Origin of the sequence: Devosia soli, from assembly GCF_000970455.1 — a bacterium.
In the GTDB taxonomy this organism is placed as follows: Bacteria; Pseudomonadota; Alphaproteobacteria; order Rhizobiales; family Devosiaceae; genus Devosia; species Devosia soli.
Genome location: NZ_LAJG01000025.1, coordinates 87,385 through 107,222, shown reverse-complemented (window position 1 = coordinate 107,222; position 19,838 = coordinate 87,385). Strand labels below are relative to the sequence as shown.

The 19,838-nt window shown below is 61.2% G+C and carries 20 protein-coding genes; 7 read left to right on the top strand and 13 right to left on the bottom strand.

Going from position 1 to position 19,838, the window contains the following annotated elements; all coding sequences use genetic code 11:
• Positions 1-3: 3 nt before the first annotated feature.
• The 4 genes from VW35_RS15220 to VW35_RS15205 form a co-directional block, all read right to left on the bottom strand.
• Positions 4-1,392, bottom strand: coding sequence for a multicopper oxidase family protein (locus VW35_RS15220; protein WP_046143933.1), 1,389 nt, complete (start codon positions 1,390-1,392; stop codon positions 4-6).
• 21 nt (positions 1,393-1,413) lie between these two features.
• On the bottom strand, positions 1,414-2,853 hold the full coding sequence (locus VW35_RS15215) for a TolC family protein (RefSeq protein ID WP_052951776.1): 1,440 nt from the start codon (positions 2,851-2,853) through the stop codon (positions 1,414-1,416).
• Positions 2,850-3,068, bottom strand: coding sequence for a hypothetical protein (locus tag VW35_RS15210; protein ID WP_046143932.1), 219 nt, complete (start codon positions 3,066-3,068; stop codon positions 2,850-2,852). Before VW35_RS15210 ends, VW35_RS15215 begins: the two co-directional genes overlap by 4 nt.
• A gap of 162 nt (positions 3,069-3,230) precedes the next feature.
• Positions 3,231-3,629, bottom strand: a complete 399-nt coding sequence (locus VW35_RS15205; RefSeq protein ID WP_046143931.1) for a hypothetical protein — start codon at positions 3,627-3,629, stop codon at positions 3,231-3,233.
• A gap of 200 nt (positions 3,630-3,829) precedes the next feature.
• On the opposite strand from VW35_RS15205, the gene VW35_RS21600 reads away from it, so the two are divergent.
• The 7 genes from VW35_RS21600 (at position 3,830) to VW35_RS15175 (ending at position 9,131) form a co-directional block, all read left to right on the top strand.
• A complete protein-coding gene (locus tag VW35_RS21600) occupies positions 3,830-3,979 on the top strand; it encodes a hypothetical protein (RefSeq protein WP_161796923.1) in 150 nt (49 codons plus the stop codon).
• Between the two features lie 6 nt (positions 3,980-3,985).
• Positions 3,986-4,492, top strand: coding sequence for a hypothetical protein (locus tag VW35_RS15200; RefSeq protein ID WP_046143930.1), 507 nt, complete (start codon positions 3,986-3,988; stop codon positions 4,490-4,492).
• Positions 4,493-4,557: 65 nt separating this feature from the next.
• On the top strand, positions 4,558-7,110 hold the full coding sequence (locus VW35_RS15195; protein ID WP_083982865.1) for a heavy metal translocating P-type ATPase: 2,553 nt from the start codon (positions 4,558-4,560) through the stop codon (positions 7,108-7,110).
• Positions 7,107-7,568: a Cu(I)-responsive transcriptional regulator gene (cueR, locus tag VW35_RS15190; RefSeq protein WP_046143929.1), complete on the top strand. Its 462-nt coding sequence runs from the start codon at positions 7,107-7,109 to the stop codon at positions 7,566-7,568. The genes VW35_RS15195 and cueR overlap by 4 nt, the downstream gene beginning before the upstream one ends.
• Before the next feature lie 78 nt (positions 7,569-7,646).
• Entirely contained in the window at positions 7,647-7,847 is a 201-nt protein-coding gene (locus VW35_RS15185; protein WP_046143928.1) for a heavy-metal-associated domain-containing protein, read from the top strand.
• Between the two features lie 58 nt (positions 7,848-7,905).
• Positions 7,906-8,742, top strand: a complete 837-nt coding sequence (locus VW35_RS15180) for a WD40/YVTN/BNR-like repeat-containing protein (protein WP_052951775.1) — start codon at positions 7,906-7,908, stop codon at positions 8,740-8,742.
• Entirely contained in the window at positions 8,721-9,131 is a 411-nt protein-coding gene (locus VW35_RS15175) for a c-type cytochrome (protein ID WP_046143927.1), read from the top strand. Before VW35_RS15180 ends, VW35_RS15175 begins: the two co-directional genes overlap by 22 nt.
• A gap of 42 nt (positions 9,132-9,173) precedes the next feature.
• Here VW35_RS15175 and VW35_RS15170 read toward each other — a convergent pair whose 3' ends face one another.
• From VW35_RS15170 to VW35_RS15130, 9 genes are all read right to left on the bottom strand, one after another.
• Positions 9,174-9,497 (bottom strand): hypothetical protein, encoded by a 324-nt coding sequence (locus tag VW35_RS15170; protein WP_046143926.1) that lies wholly within the window; start codon positions 9,495-9,497, stop codon positions 9,174-9,176.
• An 84-nt stretch (positions 9,498-9,581) separates the two neighbouring features.
• On the bottom strand, positions 9,582-10,037 hold the full coding sequence (locus tag VW35_RS15165) for a DUF305 domain-containing protein (protein ID WP_052951774.1): 456 nt from the start codon (positions 10,035-10,037) through the stop codon (positions 9,582-9,584).
• Positions 10,038-10,489: 452 nt separating this feature from the next.
• Entirely contained in the window at positions 10,490-11,377 is an 888-nt protein-coding gene (locus VW35_RS15160; RefSeq protein ID WP_046143925.1) for a c-type cytochrome, read from the bottom strand.
• A gap of 3 nt (positions 11,378-11,380) precedes the next feature.
• A complete protein-coding gene (locus VW35_RS20715) occupies positions 11,381-12,010 on the bottom strand; it encodes a c-type cytochrome (protein ID WP_052951773.1) in 630 nt (209 codons plus the stop codon).
• 53 nt (positions 12,011-12,063) lie between these two features.
• Entirely contained in the window at positions 12,064-12,414 is a 351-nt protein-coding gene (locus tag VW35_RS15150) for a hypothetical protein (protein ID WP_046143924.1), read from the bottom strand.
• A gap of 133 nt (positions 12,415-12,547) precedes the next feature.
• Entirely contained in the window at positions 12,548-14,929 is a 2,382-nt protein-coding gene (locus VW35_RS15145; protein ID WP_083982875.1) for a heavy metal translocating P-type ATPase, read from the bottom strand.
• Positions 14,930-15,396: 467 nt separating this feature from the next.
• A complete protein-coding gene (locus tag VW35_RS15140) occupies positions 15,397-16,812 on the bottom strand; it encodes a UvrD-helicase domain-containing protein (protein ID WP_046143923.1) in 1,416 nt (471 codons plus the stop codon).
• Positions 16,802-18,499 (bottom strand): ATP-dependent nuclease, encoded by a 1,698-nt coding sequence (locus tag VW35_RS15135; protein WP_046143922.1) that lies wholly within the window; start codon positions 18,497-18,499, stop codon positions 16,802-16,804. The genes VW35_RS15140 and VW35_RS15135 overlap by 11 nt, the downstream gene beginning before the upstream one ends.
• Before the next feature lie 806 nt (positions 18,500-19,305).
• Positions 19,306-19,815 (bottom strand): DUF6428 family protein, encoded by a 510-nt coding sequence (locus VW35_RS15130; protein WP_046143921.1) that lies wholly within the window; start codon positions 19,813-19,815, stop codon positions 19,306-19,308.
• Positions 19,816-19,838: the final 23 nt, after the last annotated feature.

Sequence of the window (19,838 nt, the reverse complement as noted above, 5' to 3'; positions counted from 1 at the left end):
TGACTAATGGTTGGTGTGGTCGGTGCCAGGCTTGACCACCTGGACTTCTGTCGTTGTCGAAGCATCAAACTGCGGTGAGGCCGCTCGTTCGATCGCCTGGGACTCGCCCGTCCATTCGTAGGAGACGGTCCCGGCCGGGTGTTCGAACCAACCCGGATCGGAGTAGTCGTGGGTGGCGATGCCCTCGCGCACCTTCACGACGGAGAACATCCCGCCCATTTCCACGGCGCCGAACTGGGCCCAGCCCGTCATCATCGGCAGCGTGTTGTCGGGGATCATCATTTCCATCTCGCCCATCTCGGCCATGCCGGAGGCGCCCATCGACATGTAGTCGGGCACGAGCGCCTGGATCTTCTCGGTGACCGCGTTGCGATCCACGCCGATCCAAGTAGCAACGTCGTGCCCCATGGCGTTCATGGTGTGGTGGGACTTGTGGCAGTGGATCGCCCAGTCGCCAGGTTCGTCGGCAACAAAATCGAACGCGCGCATCTGTCCGACGGCGCAGTCGATGGTGACCTCGGGCCATGCCGCCTCTTCCGGCACCCATCCCCCGTCCGTGCACGAGACCTTGAAGTCGTACCCATGCATGTGGATCGGGTGGTTGGTCATCGTCAGGTTGCCGAACCGGACGCGGACCTTGTCGCCTTTGTTGACGACGAGCGGATCGATGCCTGGAAAAGCCCGGCTGTTCCATGTCCAGAGATTGAAGTCGGTCATGGTCATCACCTTAGGCACGTATGCGCCTGGCTCGATGTCATAAGCATTGAGAAGAAAGACGAAATCGCGGTCGACCCTGCGGAAGTCGGGGTCCCGCGGATGGACGACGAAGAACCCCATCATGCCCATAGCCATTTGGACCATTTCATCGGCATGGGGGTGGTACATGAAGGTACCGCTCTTCCTCAGCTGGAACTCGTAGACGAAGGTTTTGCCCGGCGGGATGTGGGGTTGGGTCAGGCCCCCAACCCCGTCCATGCCGCTCGGCAACAGCTGACCATGCCAATGAATGGTCGTATGCTCGGGCAGCTTGTTGGTGACGAAGATGCGGACGAAGTCGCCTTCGACCGCCTCGATGGTCGGGCCGGGGGATTGACCGTTGTAGCCCCAGAGGTGAGCCACCATGCCGGGCGCGATCTCACGGATCACGGGTTCGGCCACGAGATGATATTCCTTCCAGTTGCCCTTGATGCGGGGCGGAAGGGTCCAACCGTTGAGGGTTACGACAGGATTGTAGTCAGGCCCGCTAGTCGGGATGAGGGGCGGCTGCATGACGGCTTCCGTCATGGTTGCGGCCTCGGGGATGGAGGCGGCTTGCACGCGGCCCGACACGAAACCGGCTCCCAGCAATGCGGCCCCGGATGCGCTCAGGAACGAGCGACGCGAGAAGGTCATGATTGCAGACTTTCCTGATGACTATTCTTCGGCTTCGCCTGCTGCAGCCTCTCCGGAGCCGCCGATAAGGGCAGCCTGGAAATCCACGGCAGCAAGGAAGAAGTCGCGTTTGGCCTCGATGGCAGCGACATTGCTGTCGATGCTTTCGCTCGCCGTCGTGAGCAGGTCGAAGACGTCGGTGATCATGCCGCTGTATTCGAGCAGAGCCTGTTCATCGATGGTCTCGCGCAACGGCAGGATGCGGTTGCGATACTGCCAGGAGATGTCATAGGTCGCCCGGTAGGCGATGTAAGCCGACCGAACCTCGGATCGGATATTGATCGCCCTTTCGGCCAGGAGGTTGACGGCCTGCATATAGGTTTCCGTCGACCGCCGCACCCCGGTCTCCCCCAGGTCGAAGATCGGGATTTCGAGTTCGATCTCGAAACCATATGCGTCGGCCGTCGACGTGCCGTCTTCGCCGGTTTCGATGGTCGTGTTCGCCATGCCGGCGAGGTCGAGTGCCGTGACGTAGCGGCTGGCTTTGGTCAATCCCAGCGACTTTTCCATCGCTTCAAGCTCGAGACGGGCAACCATGAGGTCGACCCGACGAGTGACGGCATCCGCCTCAAGACGCTCCGAACTGGGCACCCGGTCCGGCAAGGGTGGAAGCTGCCCGGGAAGTTTGAAGTTCAGCTCCATGCCCCACAGGCCCATAAGTCGGGTCAAGGTCTCCCGGTCGACGCCTGCGCGCATTTTGGCTTCGGCAAGCTCGGCGGATACCTCGGCGTAGAATGCACTGGCGCGGGCTTGTTCCAGCTTCGTTGCGGCCCCGGTTTCGCCGAGCTTCACCGTTAAGTCCGCTGCTGCCTCTGCCGAATTCTGGCCTTTCTCGAGAAGAGCGACGAGTTGCCTGGAAGCGACGGCATTGTAGTAGGCGCGCCGTGTCTCGGCCGCGAGGCGGAACGTGGCATCGACCGCCCGGAAGCTTGCCGCCTTGAATTCGGCTTCCGCAACGGCACGGCGTGCAGGCAGCGTAAAGAGCGAAAGGATGCTGCCTACGAGGCGGCGCTCGATCTCCAGCTCTCCCCCGCCGATAAGCTTGCCGATGGAGAACGCCGGGCTCATCGGCAGACTGGCCTCGACATAATCGGCTTCAGAAATCCCAAGAGCATTGTATTCGGCCTGAAGGCCGCGGTTCTTGAGGAGCGCGATCTGCACGGCGCTGTCGGCGGTCAAGGGCTTGGCGAGCAGTGCCTCGACCTTCGCCATGGCTGACACTTCATCGGCGGCGGTGACGATCTTGGCGGCCGTCTGGCCGAGTTCTTGGCCAACGCGAGACGCCACCGGCGTCATCCCGCCATTGGGCGAGAAGCTTGCGCACGCCGCAAGACTGAAGGCGGAGACACCGAGAACGGCGAAGCGGCCGACATGGCGGATCAAGGGCTGCGTTAGCCCGAAAAGCGTAACCGGGCCGATCATTGGCTACCCGCCTGCGGGCCAACCGCTTGATTGCTTTCGAGCCATGGCTTGGGTTCGACCGGAACGAAGTGCCGTGTGCCGGCGGTCACCGGGACATAGCGCAATTGGGGAACGGGCGTGTTCGGATCGGCAGGATTGAAACCGGTTCGCTGCACGGGCATGGCCGAGCACGCGGACAGGCTGGCGGCGACAGCCACCAGAGCAAAGATTTTCATTGTGATCCTCGGGATCAAGGCAAGTCGATCGTCCCTCGTGAAAGGACGAAGAGTGACAAGCTTCGGCGGGACAAGAGTGCCGAAGCGACCGAGGCGTCTGGGTGGCAGGTTCGAGGGCGCGCCGAAACGCGTCGCTAAACCTGTCGCCGGGAAGCGCTTCGATCAGCCGAGGATGGTGCGGGGAGGGCGTTCCAGACCCCTGGCGACCGAACCAAGCGGTTGCGGGTGGAGTCCGGGAAATATGGCCTTGCCAATGGCGAGCGTGACCAGAGTGTCAGGGCAAGCGACGGAAATCGCCGCATGGCAATTCAGCGCACAGCAAGGTGAGCCGGCGCCGGCATTGTGGTGATCGAACGGGCTCTTTTCCGTCGAGGCTGCGCAGCCGTCGTCATGAAGATCGAGGGCCCGAGAATGATCACCATGTAGTACCATGGGAGCTGCGCACGCCACGGGATCGGCGGCGGCAACCGGCGCTACGCTTGCCATGGCAATGCCCGCGTTCGTCACGAGGAACGCGACAAGAGCGACGACAGCTACGATGGAGCGGACGAACGAGAGCATGAAGCGGAATAAATACCGAAGCCGAACGGATTCGCCAGTGCGCAATTGTCACAGGGTTTTCGTTTTCGCAGAAATCGGCCTGTTGACTTTCCTTCCGACACGAGACTTCCTCAGCTTGTCAGTTTCTGCACATTGTCGACGCGGCAAGCCCAGAGGCGTAAGGTCGATCGGGATGTTTCCGAGGAGCTGATGCAGACAACATGAGCGAAAGTCATCCGCCGCCAATGCCGGGTTGGGTCAAATGGCTGGGCGCAATATTCCTTGCCGTAATCCTGGCAGCCGCGCTGCTGGCGCTCGTCGGTGGCGGCGACCATGGTCCATGGCGACATTTCTCGACCGACCAGAACTGACGCCCCATGCCGTCGCTTCGCAAGATCATCATGATTCTCCATGTCGCGACATCCGCGGGGCTGATCGGCGGCGTCCTCTGCTTCCTTGTCCTCGCCGTGGCAGGGCTCACCGGCGGCACCAACCTCTATGCGGCCGCCGACCTCATCGCCAGGTTGATCGTCCTGCCCCTTGCTTCTGCCGCCTTGGCCATCGGCATAGTGCAGTCGCTTGTCAGTCCCTGGGGCCTCGTTCAGCACTACTGGGTGATCGTCAAACTCGTCGCCACTGCATTCGTCCTTGCCGTCCTCGTTCTCCAACTGCCCGGAATAACCGCGCTGGGAAGTATGACGGTGTCGGAGATCGCCCTGCCGCAGAATGCGTCTCAACGCTTGTCCCTTGTTCTTCATGCCGGGACAGGACTGGTGCCGCTCGCTCTTTGCCTCGTGCTCTCGATCTTCAAGCCGAAGGGCCTCACGCCCTACGGTTGGCGAAAAACCAAGGGCGCGCTGAAATCTGCGATGGTACGACATTAGCCCCTTGACCTTCCCATTGTTGGAAGGACTACCTACATGGACAGTCAAGCATAGGACTGTCCAAAATGTCAGTATCAGCTGAACCATCCGCGCCTCAGACGAAGGCCTTCAGCTTCGATCTCACGGTTGAAGGCATGACATGCGCTTCATGCGTGGGGCGCGTCGAAAAAGCCATTCGCGCCTTGCCATCGGTGGAAGCCGCAAACGTCAACCTGGCGACCGAGAAGGCGTCCATCAGTTTTTCGGGCGCGCCGGATGTCACCGGCGTCATCCAAGCCATCGAGAAGGTCGGGTATAGCGCCCGCCGCGAAACGGTCGAGCTGCAAATCGAAGGGATGACATGCGCATCCTGCGTGTCGCGGGTCGAAAAGGCGCTGCGCAAGGTTCCCGGCGTCATCGACGCTTCGGTCAATCTCGCGACCGAAAAGGCTACGATCACCCTGCCTACCGCCACTGTCTCTCGAGCTGCCCTCGAAGACGCCGTCGGCAAGGCAGGCTATGGCGTCGTCAAGACTGATGTCTCGACGGCGGTCGAGGATCCTGAAGACCGTCGCGATGCCGAGATCAGGCATCTGCGCAATTCATTGGGGATTGCAGCAATCCTCACCATTCCTCTCTTCGTCATGGAGATGGGGTCGCATTTCGTTCCAGCGATCCACGACTGGATCATGACCGAGCTTGGCCATGCCAACAGCCTTTATATCCAGTTCGTTCTGGCGACCGTTGTGCTCTTCGGGCCGGGCCTGCGTTTCTACCGCAAAGGCATTCCCGCCCTTGGGCGGCTTGCCCCCGACATGAACTCGCTTGTCGTTCTGGGCACGGCCGCGGCGTGGTCTTACTCGGTCGTTGCAACCTTCCTTCCGGGTCTGCTTCCGAGCGGAACCGCCAACGTCTACTTCGAGGCCGCCGCGGTCATCGTCACCCTGATCCTTCTGGGCCGCTTCCTCGAGGCGCGGGCCAAGGGGCGCACCGGCCAGGCGATCAAGCGGCTGATCGGATTGCAGCCCAAGACAGCGCGCGTCATCCGGGCAGGCACCGTCGTCGAGGTGCCGCTCGAAACCGTGGTGTCGGGGGATGTCCTCGATATTCGGCCCGGCGATCGCATTCCCGTCGACGGTGTCGTCGCGGAAGGCGAAACCTATATCGACGAATCCATGATCACCGGCGAGCCCATCCCCGTGCACAAGGCCGCGGGAGCCGACGTGGTCGGGGGAACGATCAACAAGAACGGCGCCATCCGCTTCACGGCCACTAAGGTCGGGGGCGAAACAGTGCTCGCCAACATCATCCGCATGGTGGAAGCGGCGCAGGGCTCGAAACTGCCGATTCAGGCCCTTGTCGATAAGGTGACCGCCTGGTTCGTCCCGGCAGTGATTGCGGCCGCATTGGTCACCTTTGGCATCTGGCTCACCTGGGGCCCGTCCCCTGCCCTAAGCTTTGCCCTCGTCAATGCGGTTGCCGTCCTGATCATCGCCTGCCCATGCGCCATGGGTCTTGCCACGCCGACCTCGATCATGGTCGGGACCGGCCGTGCTGCGGAAATGGGCATCCTCTTCCGCAAGGGCGAGGCCTTGCAGACCTTGCGGTCCGCCGATGTGGTGGCTTTCGACAAAACCGGAACCCTCACAAAGGGCAAGCCGGAGCTTACCGATCTCGAGGTGACTGACGGCTTCGACGCTTCTGAAGTGCTGCGCCTTGTCGCCAGTCTCGAAACGCGGTCCGAACACCCCATCGCCGAAGCTCTCGTGACCGCGGCAGGTAAAAAGGGTCTTTCAACCTCAGCTGTCACCCAGTTCTCCGCGGACCCGGGCTTCGGCGTATCGGGCGTGATCGATGAGCGCCAGGTTTTGGTCGGCGCCGACCGTGCCCTTGCCAAGGCCGGCATTGACACATCGGGCTTTGCGTCGGTCTCGGTTCGACTGGCCGACCAGGGCAAGAGCCCGCTCTATGCCGCAATCGATGGTCGGCTCGCTGCCATCATCGCGGTGTCCGATCCTGTCAAGCAAACCTCGGCTGCGGCTGTCAGGGCCCTCCATGACCTCGGTCTGCGGGTTGCGATGATTACCGGCGACAATTCGAGAACCGCCCGCGCAGTCGCCGCTGCTCTCGGTATCGACGAAGTCGTTTCGGAGGTTCTTCCCGACGGCAAGGTAGACGCCGTCCGAAAGCTTCGGGCTGGAGATCGCAAGGTGGCCTTCGTTGGAGACGGCATCAATGATGCTCCGGCCCTTGCCGAAGCCGACGTCGGGTTGGCAGTCGGCACGGGCACCGATATCGCCATCGAAAGCGCGGATGTCGTGCTGATGTCGGGCGACGTCTCGGGCATCGTCAACGCGATCGCGATCTCGCGCGCCACGATCGGCAACATCAAGCAGAACCTCTTCTGGGCCTTTGCCTACAACGTGGTCCTGATTCCGGTTGCTGCCGGCGTGCTCTATCCGATCAATGGAGCCCTGCTTTCGCCAATCCTTGCTGCCGGCGCAATGGCCCTCAGCAGCGTCTTCGTGCTGGGCAATGCGCTACGCCTCCGCCGGTTCACGGCACCGGGTGTGCGTTATAGCGCTGCCCGCCCGGCTTCGGATCAAACTAGCTTCCAACTTCAGGAGTCCGCATCATGAATATCGGGCAAGCGTCCAAAGCCAGCGGCGTGTCGAGCAAGATGATCCGCTACTACGAGTCGATCGGTCTCATCACCGCACCTTCGCGGACAGAGGCCGGATATCGCGTCTATTCGCAAAACGACATCCATGCCCTGCGCTTCATCAGCCGGGCACGCGACCTTGGCTTCTCCATCGATCAGATGGGCGATCTCCTCGCACTCTGGCGCGACCGCTCGCGAGCAAGTGCCGATGTGAAGGCGATCGCCCTCGAGCACGTACGCATCCTCGACGAGAAGGCAAAGGCACTCAAGGCAATGAGCGATACCCTGCGAAACCTCGCAGCCCATTGCCATGGTGATGATCGTCCGGACTGTCCGATCCTCGAGGGATTTGCTCAGGGAGAGCCCGAGGGCCCCAAGGCTCGCAAGCCGCGCTTCGGGGTAACGGATATCGCTCCCGATCGTGTCCGGGCATGAGAGCCGAAATGACCTGTTGACCTTCCCACAGTTGTATACCCCACCTTCCCTGTACCCCTGACGAAAAAGGAGATTTCCATGTACAACTTCCAGGTGAACGACATGACTTGCGGCCATTGCGCTTCGACGGTCGAGAAGGCCGTCAAGGGCGTCGACGCTGCCGCCCAGGTCAAGATCGACCTCACGACCCATAAGGTCGAGATCGCCAGCACCAAACCGGTAGAGGCTTTCGCTGCAGCGATTACCGAAGCCGGCTATACCGGCGAATTGCAGCAGTAACCCGACGGCAGGCCCAGGCCTGCCGTTCGCCAATTCATCGCTTTCTTCGGCGGAATATATGAAGACCCACACCCTGCTCCTCCTGTCCGCCGTTCTGGCAAGCCCGGTTCTGGGCTCCGAACACGCGCAGCCGGTTGCCCTTTCCGAACTGACGCACATTCATGGGGTCGTTCTGCCAGCGGGCAGTGATACGATCCTCCTCGCAACCCACCATGGGCTCTATTCGGTCGATCCGGCGGGCAACACGACGATGGTATCGGCCGAGCCCGACGATTTCATGGGCTTCACCGCCGCCACAGATGGTCGGCTCTTTGCCAGCGGGCATCCTGCTACAGGCGGCAATATCGGTGTGATCGGCGCAGCCAACGCCGATGGAGCATGGCGGCATCTTTCCGATGGGCAGAACGGGCCGGTCGATTTTCATGCGATGTCGGTCAGCCCAGCCGACGGTCAAACGCTTTATGGCTCATTCCGCGGAATTCAGGTAAGCCGTGATGGCGGCGGTACCTGGGAAGTGTCGGGGCCGGGTCCAGCAGAGCTCATCGATCTCGCTGCCGCCCCCGACGCACCCGGGCATGTCTATGCCGGAACTATGGCAGGTCTTTTCGAAAGCGAGGACTTCGGACGCACCTGGTCGGAGGTGACGGCTGCCGGCGGACCAGTGACTGCGCTCGAGACCAGAGCCGACGGCAACCTTTATGCCTTTGTTGCTGGTCGCGGCCTGATGCGTCTTGAGGCCGAAGAGCTCGTCGCGGTCGGCGAAGTCACCGACATGGTCTTGCTCCATCTCGGGTTCGATCCCGATGACCAGAACCGTGTAGTGGCAGTGACCACCGAAAGCGCCGTCCTCTCAAGCCTCGACGGCGGGAAATCATGGTCACCGCTCGCGCCTTGATCGTCACCGTCGTTGGTGCGGCGCTCGCTCCTGCTTGCTTGGCGCAGGATCATCCCGGCGCGGCGATCTACCTCGATCGCTGCGCGGGATGTCACGGAGTGAACCTCGAAGGTCAGCCGGACTGGATGCGGCGTATGCCCAACGGCCGGATGCCCGCCCCTCCGCATGACGCATCGGGGCACACCTGGCACCACTCGGACCGCCAGCTTCTTCGGATCATCAAGGAGGGGCTGGCTGTAATTGCACCGGGCTACGAGACCGACATGCCCGCTTTTGGCGATACGCTTTCCGACGGCGAGATCCTGGCGGTGCTCGAGTACATCAAGAGCACATGGCCGGACCGCGAGCGGGAACTGCAAGCGAAACGGACGGCAGCCGACACCGAGTGAGCTGTAGGATTGTCTTGCGATCCTCACTTTGGACGCTGGGATTCAGGCCTGTGCCGTCGCTGCACTGCGCTGGCGGCGGGCGATGACACGCGCCACGATCAGGGCGACGGTCGGCCAGAGCATGGTGTTGCCGATGTCCCTGAGCGCTCCGGAGATGTCGAGTTCGATGTGATTGCCGTGGAAGACGTCCAGCACTTCGTTGACCAGCTCGAAGGCAAGAAGCACGAGCCAGGGAACCATGCTTGCCGGGCCGCGCCTAAAGATCAGCATGGCGACCAGGTAGATCGCAATACCGAGATGGATGTGAAGCGCATCCCTGCTCAGAAAGAAGAGCTCCGTCAGCTCGGTCTTGATCTTGTTCAGCATCGTTTCCTCCGGCTCGCATTCTAGCGGCCAAAGGTTTCGCGATGCTTGAGGGTTCGGGGCAGGCCTTGGCCCGCCCCGTAGGCTTTACTCGTTGGCGCCTTCGCCTTCGAGCCAGGAAATCATCTCGGCGATTTCCTTCTCCTGAGCGTCGATCACCTTCTGAGCCATGTCCTTGGCCCACTGATTGTCGCCATGGGCGAGCTCGGCTTTGGCCATGTTGATGGCACCTTGGTGGTGCGGGATCATGGAACAGACGAAGGCGACGTCGATGTCCTCGACCATCATCGAGTTCATCATCGCCCTATTGGTCTCGTTCATTCCCGCCATGAGGTCCATGTGAGCTTGGTCCATCTTATGGTCCATGCTCATCTGCATGTCGCCGGCCATGTTGCCCGCCGACTTGCAGATTTCGGGCAATTCGACGCCTGCGTCACCGGAAGCTGCCATGTTGTGGCCCGCCATGGCGTCTTGTGCGAATGACGGTGATGCCGACAACATCAGAACGGTGCCGATTGCGAGGGAGATCTTGAGGAAAGTCATTTGGTAAATCCTTGTTCGAGTTGATTGTGGGCTACGCTCGAACGAAATATTTCGGCGGTCGATCGATCCGATCGGAGGTCTGTCGCGGCACTACGGATGCGACCAGGCCGCTGACGTCGTCCTGGCGCATTGCGAAAGGCTCGGAACAATCGTTCCCGATCAACGCGGACAGGCACAGACCCATGGCGCAACAGACGGGCATGGAATGCGTGCGTGGCTCACACTCGCCGGCGCACGTTCCATGATGTTCATGATGGGCATGTTCGGACTGACTGGTGCTGATGACCGAAGCCATGGCGCCATGATGGATCGTCATGCTGGCGACAACCGCCAACATGATTACGAGAACCAGACGCGCATGTGCGCGGAAAGTGGATATCGCTGTCCTTCGTACCATCGATACAAAACTCACCATGGCCGTTGGAGTTCCGCAAACAGCTCAGGCGGTAGCATCAGTTGTCGTCCAAATCCAAAAGGTAGGTCGCCATATCCTCCAAGTGCTGGTTGAGAAGGAATTTGGTGCTCTGGTGCACGACCTCCGCCATGGACCCGCCGAAGGCGTCCCCGTCAGGCGTGATGCCGGTTCGCAGGGCCTGGATCATTCCCTCTTTCGTGTATCCCCTCGCGGTCAACGCCTGCACCGTCAAAGGCGGCGACGCCTGGCCATCCTGCATGGACGGATCACCGCTCAAAACCTGACCGTCCGGAAGCCCGCCAACGATGTTCCTCGGCGTATGGCAGGCAGCGCAATGGGCGGGGCCCCACACGAGATATCGGCCGCGGTTCCACCCCGCCGAACGCGTGATATTGGTGACGTAGGTGGCCGGTCTTTCGAAGAAGGTCCGCCATAGTTTCACGCCAGCCCGAACGCTGAACGGGAATGGAACGGCATGCGTGGTCGACGGCCGATCGACGGCGGGCGTCGCCTGAAGAGCTGCCCAAAGGTCCGCCATGTCCTGGTCCGTGAGCGTGGCGTAGAACTCGTATGGGAACGCGGGATAATATGGCTCGCCCGATGGCGAGACACCCTGCCGGACAGCCCGCACAAACTGCTCGAAGGTCCATGAACCGATTCCGCTTTCCGGATCCGGCGTGATGTTGGGAGCATAGAACGAGCCGAAGCGCGAGACCAAGGCCGCACCGCCCGACAGCGGTTCTGCGCCAGGTGCGGTATGGCAGGTGATGCAGCCCGAAAGTCGGGCGAGATAGGCGCCTCTTTTCACATCGCCGTTCGCTTGGGCAATCGGGCCCGGTGGCGGCAAGGGCCAAAACTGCAGCGTCAGGACGCCGAGGCTCGCCAGCAAGGCGAGCGTCACGAGGACTGCGGAAAGTCGTTTCATGCTTCACCGGCGGAATGCGGCATGGCAGGACGAACAGGTGGCCGCGATGTCCGCATAGATGGTCGCAACCGGCCGTACGGCAGGTTCGGCGGGTGTGGCCGCGACGATCGACGCCGTCGTCACCGTGTCGACGACTATGGCACGTTCGGCACTGAGCCCCATCAACCAGGCGAAGTCCATCCTTTCCCATTCCGACAATGGAGGTGCCGCAGGCGCAGCGGCGACGTCGTTGGTAGCCGGGGTCCGCGCCAGCAGGCTCTCGCCGGCGAGCCCAAGCTCTTCACCCAGCCCGCCGAGCCGCTCGGCATGAGCGCTGAATTCTTGCCAACGCTCCCATATTTCTGGTCGCGCTTCCGATGGCGCTTCTATGCTGCCTTCGGGAAAGAGGTCGGTCATGGCAGGCCCTGCGTGCATGGCGATCATTTCGGCAGCTGCGATGACTGTCTCGGCATCCGCGGGGGTTGGGGCGTCGGCGATAGGCGCCAGTTCCTTGATCTGGTCGCTGAGCATCATCATGCCCATCATGCGCTCGCCGATAATGCCCGTCGCGCCGTTGTGCCCGAACGCCGTCATGGCGCCCGCAAGCAAGACCCCGCAGGCCAGAGGCCCGAGGTAATTGATTTTCCGATACATTGATCTGATTTCCAGGTTGCTGATTGCCGTGCGAAGGCGGCTGGTGCGACGGTTCAGCGACGTGGGGGCTTCAGGTCTTCGAATTGCGGCTCATGCCAAGCGATGACCGTGGGGTGCGAATAGGTCACTTCAGCAACGTGGATGACGCACTCGAACTCGGGATTTTCGGCGCCGAGAATAGGTGCGCCGCAATGCACGGCAGCTCCTCCACCGTGATGATGCACGCTGGCTTCCTCCTCAACCGCATGATGATCGGCTGCCTGCATCTCGATGGATAGGCCGTGACTTGGAGCGCCGTCGCCGGCTTCCACAGAAACGGCTCCCAGGAACAGAACCATGATCATCGCTGCCAGATTGACGATGTTGCAGATCAGCTTCAAAGCGCGAATCTCGATGTGACGCATTCTTCGACCCCAAAATTGCGATCTAACCATGGCATGGATCAAGTCGCGTCCTATCACATCGAGATGAAAGCACTCGGGCAGCTCGATAAGGCCTGCCCAAGTGCTAAGTTTGCGTGAGAAGGTACACCCGCGGTCAGACTATCCTTGCGGATCGTAGCCGCAGCGAATTGCCGATGACGCTGACCGATGACAACGCCATGGCTGCGGCAGCGATGGCCGGCGACAGCGTCAGACCGAAGAACGGGTAGAGCACTCCGGCAGCCACCGGAACGCCGGCGGCATTGTAAACGAACGCGAGAAAGAGGTTCTGCCGGATATTACCCATTGTTGCTCGCGACAGACGCCGGGCTCGAGCGATGCCGATCAGATCCCCGTTAAGAAGGGTAACGCCGGCGCTTTCCATGGCGACGTCGGTACCTGTGCCCATGGCGATGCCGACATCGGCCGCCGCCAAGGCGGGCGCGTCGTTCACCCCGTCTCCTGCCATCGCGACAACCCGCCCTTCGGACCGGAGGCGTTCGACCACTTCGCTCTTTCGCTCGGGCAATACGTCGGCCTCGACGTCGTCGATACCGAGCGTGCGCGCGACCGCTGCAGCGGTGACGGCATTGTCGCCCGTCATCATGACGACCCGAATGCCATCCGAGCGTAGGGCAGCAAGCGCCTCGGGCGTTGTCTTCCGGATCGGATCGGCGATCCCCAGTGCACCCGTCACCCGGCCGTCGATTGCCACGAGAACTACTGTCGCCCCTTCGGCTCGGACCGCATCGCCTCGTTCTTTCCATGCGGCACTGGAGATGCCTTCTGCCTCGAGGTATTTCGCACTGCCGATAAGGACCTTCTTCCCCTCGACCAAACCGGTCAGTCCCTTGCCGACGGGGGAGTCGACGTTGCTCGGCTGCGAAAGGGCCAGTTTGCGGTTTTCGGCCTCCGCCACGATCGCAACGCCGAGTGGGTGCTCACTTGCTCTTTCCAGGCTCGCAGCAAGCTTGAGGACATCGGCCTCGTCGAAATCCTCGGCTGCGATAATGTGGGTGAGCTTGGGCTTACCTTCGGTCAGCGTGCCCGTCTTGTCGACAACGATCGTGTCGATTTTTTCAAGCTGCTCAAGCGCTTCGGCGTTCTTGACCAGAAGCCCCAGTTGAGCGCCTTTGCCCACGCCTACCATGATGGACATCGGGGTTGCCAAACCCAAAGCGCAAGGACAGGCGATGATCAGGACTGAAACGGCAGCCACGAGTGCATGGGGAAATGTTGGCTCTGGTCCCCAGATCATCCAGGCAGCAAACGCAACCAGTGCGATGACAATCACCAGAGGCACAAACCAGCCCGAGACCTGATCGGCGAGGCGTTGTATCGGAGCGCGTGATCGCTGGGCCGCGGCAACCATCTGCACGATGCGCGAAAGCATGGTGTCGCGTCCGATGCCTGTCGCTTCCATGACCAGACCACCCGACTGATTGATGGTGCCGGCGACAAGGCCCGAGCCTTGCGATTTGGTAACGGGCATGGACTCGCCGGTCACCATGGACTCGTCGACGGCGCTGCGACCTTCGACGACCGTTCCGTCCACCGGGATCTTCTCGCCCGGGCGTACGCGTAGCCGATCGCCGACCACAACGGCATCGACCTCCACTTCCTCGTCGGACCCGTCCTCACGGATACGACGCGCCGTTTTGGGGGCGAGGCCGAGGAGTGCCTTGATGGCACCAGATGTCTTCTCGCGTGCCCTGAGCTCCAGAACCTGGCCCAGAAGCGCCAGGGCTGTGATCACGGCAGCCGCCTCGAAATAGACCGGGACGGCGCCGTCCATCTCCCGCATGGTGTGAGGGAAAATGCCGGGCATCAGCGTTGCGACAACCGAATAGATCCAAGCCACCCCGATGCCCATGGCGATCAAGGTGAACATGTTTAGGCTGCGGTTCCTAATCGAGGCGAATCCTCGTTCAAAGAAAGGCCAGCCGGCCCAAAGGACGACCGGCGTTGCCAGAACAAGCTGGGTCCAATTTAGAGCGTGCGGCGAAATCCAGTGATGGAGGTCGACCAGGTGTGCGGCCATCTCCATGATAAAGACCGGTATGGCCAGAGCGCTCCCTATCCAGAAGCGAAGCGCCATATCCTTGAGTTCGGGGCTTGGCCCGGACTTTTCCGTAGGGAGTTCCGGTTCCAGAGCCATGCCGCAGATCGGGCACGCGCCGGGCTCGCTCCTCCGGATTTCGGGATGCATCGGGCACGTCCAGATCGTGCCTGTGGGTGCACGTTGTTCTTTCGCCGAGCCTCCCGAAACGTACTTCGCCGGCTCCGCCATGAATTTCGAGCGGCAGCTCTCCGAGCAGAAGTAGTACGTTTTGCCTTCGAACATGGCCCGATGCTGGGCAGTCGCGGGATCGACCTCCATGCCGCAGACCGGGTCCTTAACCGACGGCCTGGACGTCTTTTGCCCCGCTTCAAGTGTCCGGGGATGCGCGGCGGCGTGATGAAGATGGTGGTGCGCGTGATCGTTATCGGCTGCCATGTCGACCTCCTGCTTGACATGATGCTGCACCCTTCCACGGTGGCAAGGTCAAGCCCCTGGGGCGGACGGTGTTCGGCCGCTACTTGATCATCAACTGGAGTATAGCGCCGGAGCCAATCAGCACGACGAAAATCGCCGCTCCTATCATGAGGGCAACGAGAATGGGGATCAGCCAATCGGTCGTCAAACGCATGATACGAAACTACCATGCCAATGCTTACAATAGCCTTTCCACGCCATGGGCGCGGGAAAGGCCAGCAACATAATCTCGAGCTCTGTGGGCTTATGGGCCACCAGTGGGCGTGAAATCGGAAATCGTACTATGCCAGCATCATCCCATGACCGAATTCATCAACCAACTCGTTGATGAGCTTGGCCTCGCGAGGAGTGAGATGTTCGGTATCGACAAACCGCCAGTTGCGTTCATAGAGGGCAAGCGCTTCATCGCCTGCACTGCTTTCGTCGACTCAACCCATTGGAAGCTGTGCCGACTGCGAGCAGATCACCAAACGGCAAGAGCCGCGGGTCATCGCGACATAGAGGTGGCTTGCATCCATCCTATCGACATCGAGGATGACCGAAACTTCAGCTTCAAGCCCCTTGAGCAACAGTGTGCTGCCGACGGTACGGGTCGCAAGGGGACGACCGATCAGGCGCCCGCGCTCGCGTGTCGCGATTGCTGCATCCGTCAGTTGGAGCCCCGGATTCGCGCGACATTGTCTTAAGGCCTCGTAGAAGGATGCCAAGATTGTAGGCCGATGAACCCTGACCCCGCCAGTGGCGGCGATGGCTTCAACCAGATTTGCTGCAGTCTCGAAGCTCGGCTTCGCTTCAAAGGCAAGAGCTGCCGTCTCCGCCTGGCTCGGGGGCTTCTTCTCCCGCCCGGATTTGAGCGTTGCCACACGTTTCAGGAGGTCATCAGGACCGACATTAGTCATCAGTTGAGCCGCGAACGATACCAACTGCGCCAACGCATCGGCGCCATCCACGGTGAAGCTGGCGCAGAAGCTCACAAGGTCACCCATATCGACGGCTTCAGCGACAACAGCTCCGGGAAGTTGTCGGGCGTAGTCGTACTGGCCGGCCTTGTTCATGGAGTCCGCGATAATGAGTACTTTTCCACCCTTCGCCGGCGGAGCGGTCATTCCGGCGGCCAGGCGGTTTTTTCGGTCGTTACCGCTTCCGTCCAACTCGACCCAGCTGACCCTTTCGTGTATGCCCCGAAGGTCGATTTGGCGGCCGGCGACCAGTTCTTTTCGTACGTCTAAAAGCCAACGGCCCAGGCTTTCCTCGCCGGCGTTGATCCAGCGGTGCGGGGTGGCAAGTTCGCCGGCCAAGGGAAAAACCGACAAGACGTCCGCGTCCCAATCCACCACGGGGTTGCGGCCGAAGCCGAAAATGGACTGCAGCGGATCTCCGAGGACAACCGTAGGCAAGACTGCCGCCAGTCGCGAGACGATGCGATGCTGGACCTCATTGCAGTCCTGATACTCGTCGACGATCACCCGCGAATAGGTCGATGCAAGGACGTCGTCGAGATTGCCAGACTCGAGGAGGGCCGCCGCCGCCTCACGAATACTGGGATAATCGCTTCGCGGATTGTCGAGATCAAGGATAGCACCGTCATGGCCTGAGCGTTCCGGAAACATGGCGATCAAGCGCATGGCCCAGCCGTCGATTGTGGACATCCGATACCCTGAAGTCTTGCGTCGAACGCGACCTCTCATCGCGGCGACGCCGGCATTGGTGTGCGTCAACACAAGCAACGGCTTGTCGCGCGTGCCTTCGGCAATGAGCTTGGCAATGAGATGGGTCTTTCCGCATCCTGCGGGTGCGCTGACCGACCCGCTGGTGATCGTTGCCAGGTCGAGTTCAATCGCCACGGCGCACCCACTTTGCCATGTCGTTGACCATCGCCTTGAATTCGGGTTTCCAGTTCGGCGCATCGGGGAGCAGGATATCGTACGTGATGTCTTCAAAGTACCCGACGTTTTTGAACCACGCCGCTTTGGACTTGGCTCTTCCGGCAAGCAGGTCGCGCACCTCTGTCCCCTGCCCCGCGCGGCAGTCTTCAATTTTTATTTCTCCGCCACTGGCCGAGGAAAGTTGGTCGGCGATATATTCTTCGCCGTGTAGAGCAACAGCCCGTTCGAGAAGCTGCAAGACAGCGTGGTCCGAGACGTTTTCGAAAATCTCCTGCTCAAGTGCCTTGCCGGCCCTCCACTTGAACACGGTACCACTCAATTCCGTGAATGCCTTTTCCTGGCCCGCATCGGGCTGTTTGTCATCGTCGCGGAAGACCGCGGTACGATATCCGAGGCCGGCCATCGGCAGCGCCCTGCCATAGATCTTGTCGCACCCGCCCGCATCAATGAGAGCGAGTCCGGCCGCGAACAGGGATCCCTTCGGCGTGCCGGCCGCAAACCGGTCCATGCCTCTCACAAATCCGACTTCACTGGCGCCCTCGCAAATAATGACCGAAGTCGCCAGAAACGCTTCCGGAAACGAGCGGGCGGTCCCCTGCGCCTCGGCGGACAGCGCGACCGGAACATACTTGCCGTCCCGGCGCCGCATGACATGCAATTGAGCGGAAGACAGTTCACGCACTGCAACCGGCGAGTGGGTAGTTAGAAACCCCTGCATCGGAGACGGGTTTTCCTTCGCGCCCAGGGACCCCAGGAGGCGCATGATGCGATGCGGCTCCAGTCCATATTCCAACTCGTCCACTATGACGATCGAGGCGCTTTCCGCGGCCGCGCGTTGCAGGCCAACCGAAAGGAGTCGCGTCGAACCGGTTCCCATCGCATCGAGCGGTATCCCGGCCTTGTCGTGCAGGGTAACGGTGCCCGTGCCAACCGATACGGAATGGGCGTCAAGGAGTGCCCTTAGATCCTCGCCTGCGGGCACGCCAAGAGCTCGAGCGGCTTCGGCAACCTTGGTCAAAGTGGCGCCGAGCTGCTTTTCAGCATGGTCGCCGAAGGTCTGTCGGGCAAGGCGGGCGGCGGACGCCAGGGCCGCCGAGGTATCCGCCTTCTCCTCCGACAGTCTGTTCAACACCGACCCCCGCCGCCAGCCGAGGTGCTGCCCACCGTTGCTGCCCAACCGGGTGGGCGCGATCGAATTCCTGTCGGACCACGACAAGAGTTTCTGTGTGTCCGTGGGCGCCCTGTCTGATACGAGAGTCCAGTTCGGCTCCAGGTCGGCCGTCACCGTCAGCGATAGCGTCAGCACCGTCTCGCCGGACGCCTCCGGCTCGTCGTCTATCCTCAACGCTGCGGCGTCGAAATTCCGAAGGTAGTTGCCGTACGTTTCCATGCTTTTCAGGCGATCGGGCAACGCGCCGACGGTTATCTCGATCGCAATGGGCTGACTGACGTCGAGACCATGGAAGTCGGCATCGGTGAAAGTGGCGGTACGTCGTCCGCTAAGGCAAAGGTCGATCGCGTCCAGCACGGTCGACTTGCCGCCGTCCCCCGGGCCGATAAGGCAATTCAGGCCTGGACCCGGAAACCACGACAGATCCTTGATTGACCGGAAGTTCTTGATGCTGACATGCCGGATACGGGTCATATTTGTTCCGCGGAAGCTCATGGCTGAACACGATGTGGTCAGGTCGCTACTTGTATGGATCGATTCTTCGAGGCAGTCGTGAGAATAGTCCCTTGCAAAAGAGCAACGAGCGGGTATCCCACCCGGCGGTCAAAGTCCGCATTTCAGAATCCGCAAGCTCGAAGGATTATTGCGTCACCTTCGGAGATCGAATGTGCTTCCAAACTACGCCGCCCAGATCAAGGCTCTTCCAGCGGACAGGCTCGAAGACTTCGTAAATGATTGGCTACATTTCCGGGTAAAGGATTACGACGGTCACGAGTTGTGGCGCGGAGTGGCTGCGCGAGAACCCCCGAAGAGGTTTGCCAGCCCCCTGGGTATCCGAGAAGTGGAAGGACGACGAATGGGCCGTGGCGCAGATCTGCGGGCGCGATGGTCGCTTGTAGGTCGATCAGGTCCGAAGCATTCGGCGGCTCGCGGACGAGCACTCCGCCGAGGTAATCGCGGAGAGGATCGGTGCGATCAACAAGGAGCAGGTCCAGCGGGTGCTCGATGGTGAGACCTACACGAGGGTGAACTGATGCACATCATCTCGTCTCCCCTTATGACCGTCCTGCTGCCACTGACGTCCGGAGCCAACCCAAACATCGCGGAGGCGTCTACTGTAGAGGCTCGGCATTCCTGCGTATGTCGGCGAGCGCTGGCTCCCCAGCGTGTACCGACCGGCATGCGCGCACCTGATTGTTCCTTAGATGGCTGATTGCGACCCCATTTCAGTCGTCGAAGGCAGCCGATAAAAGAACCTAGAGCAGACGCGATCGCCAGCGCTAACAGCAGTTCGACGTCGCCGCCGGCCCGCCACACGATGCTGCCTCGAATTGCGCGGCGCGATGGCGCGGCTTGCAGATCGCGGCACGTATTCCGAGAGTCAGAATTGCGCGATCGTCCTCGATGGACAGGTCGGCCACGTCGAACACGCACATGGGCTCCCCGGGTCGGCCGATCTCGATCGTGAAGCGAGCCTCATGGTTGAGCGGCACCTTGCTGTCCACCTGCGCGAGAATCGAAGCGAACTTTGCCGCTGTCATCTGCGGTTTGCCCTCGCTCGGGATGTCCTCGACCTGCAACACGGTTTCCTGCCAGGCATCGGGATTGCCGCCGCAATCGAGCGTCGTAAACGACCCGGCCTTCACTTCGGTGACGTGGAAGCCCTGCTGCACTTCGCGATCGCCATAGATGATGGCCAGCGTTTTCTCCCCGTGACCGTCAAGGCCCGCCAGCACGGCTCCAAGCGTGGATTGGACTTCAACGTACGGGATGGTTGCGCGTGCGTTCATGTTGGGTTATCCGTGTTTCAACG

What these genes read in the sequence shown, in the direction of transcription:
- VW35_RS15220 (WP_046143933.1), bottom strand. Translation starts at nt 1,392, where the DNA reads ATGACCTTCTCGCGTCGCTCGTTCCTGAGCGCATCCGGGGCCGCATTG.
- VW35_RS15215 (WP_052951776.1), bottom strand. Translation starts at nt 2,853, where the DNA reads ATGATCGGCCCGGTTACGCTTTTCGGGCTAACGCAGCCCTTGATCCGC.
- VW35_RS15210 (WP_046143932.1), bottom strand. Translation starts at nt 3,068, where the DNA reads ATGAAAATCTTTGCTCTGGTGGCTGTCGCCGCCAGCCTGTCCGCGTGC.
- VW35_RS15205 (WP_046143931.1), bottom strand. Translation starts at nt 3,629, where the DNA reads ATGCTCTCGTTCGTCCGCTCCATCGTAGCTGTCGTCGCTCTTGTCGCG.
- VW35_RS21600 (WP_161796923.1), top strand. Translation starts at nt 3,830, where the DNA reads ATGAGCGAAAGTCATCCGCCGCCAATGCCGGGTTGGGTCAAATGGCTG.
- VW35_RS15200 (WP_046143930.1), top strand. Translation starts at nt 3,986, where the DNA reads ATGCCGTCGCTTCGCAAGATCATCATGATTCTCCATGTCGCGACATCC.
- VW35_RS15195 (WP_083982865.1), top strand. Translation starts at nt 4,558, where the DNA reads ATGTCAGTATCAGCTGAACCATCCGCGCCTCAGACGAAGGCCTTCAGC.
- cueR (WP_046143929.1), top strand. Translation starts at nt 7,107, where the DNA reads ATGAATATCGGGCAAGCGTCCAAAGCCAGCGGCGTGTCGAGCAAGATG.
- VW35_RS15185 (WP_046143928.1), top strand. Translation starts at nt 7,647, where the DNA reads ATGTACAACTTCCAGGTGAACGACATGACTTGCGGCCATTGCGCTTCG.
- VW35_RS15180 (WP_052951775.1), top strand. Translation starts at nt 7,906, where the DNA reads ATGAAGACCCACACCCTGCTCCTCCTGTCCGCCGTTCTGGCAAGCCCG.
- VW35_RS15175 (WP_046143927.1), top strand. Translation starts at nt 8,721, where the DNA reads ATGGTCACCGCTCGCGCCTTGATCGTCACCGTCGTTGGTGCGGCGCTC.
- VW35_RS15170 (WP_046143926.1), bottom strand. Translation starts at nt 9,497, where the DNA reads ATGCTGAACAAGATCAAGACCGAGCTGACGGAGCTCTTCTTTCTGAGC.
- VW35_RS15165 (WP_052951774.1), bottom strand. Translation starts at nt 10,037, where the DNA reads ATGACTTTCCTCAAGATCTCCCTCGCAATCGGCACCGTTCTGATGTTG.
- VW35_RS15160 (WP_046143925.1), bottom strand. Translation starts at nt 11,377, where the DNA reads ATGAAACGACTTTCCGCAGTCCTCGTGACGCTCGCCTTGCTGGCGAGC.
- VW35_RS20715 (WP_052951773.1), bottom strand. Translation starts at nt 12,010, where the DNA reads ATGTATCGGAAAATCAATTACCTCGGGCCTCTGGCCTGCGGGGTCTTG.
- VW35_RS15150 (WP_046143924.1), bottom strand. Translation starts at nt 12,414, where the DNA reads ATGCGTCACATCGAGATTCGCGCTTTGAAGCTGATCTGCAACATCGTC.
- VW35_RS15145 (WP_083982875.1), bottom strand. Translation starts at nt 14,929, where the DNA reads ATGGCAGCCGATAACGATCACGCGCACCACCATCTTCATCACGCCGCC.
- VW35_RS15135 (WP_046143922.1), bottom strand. Translation starts at nt 18,499, where the DNA reads ATGACCCGTATCCGGCATGTCAGCATCAAGAACTTCCGGTCAATCAAG.
- VW35_RS15130 (WP_046143921.1), bottom strand. Translation starts at nt 19,815, where the DNA reads ATGAACGCACGCGCAACCATCCCGTACGTTGAAGTCCAATCCACGCTT.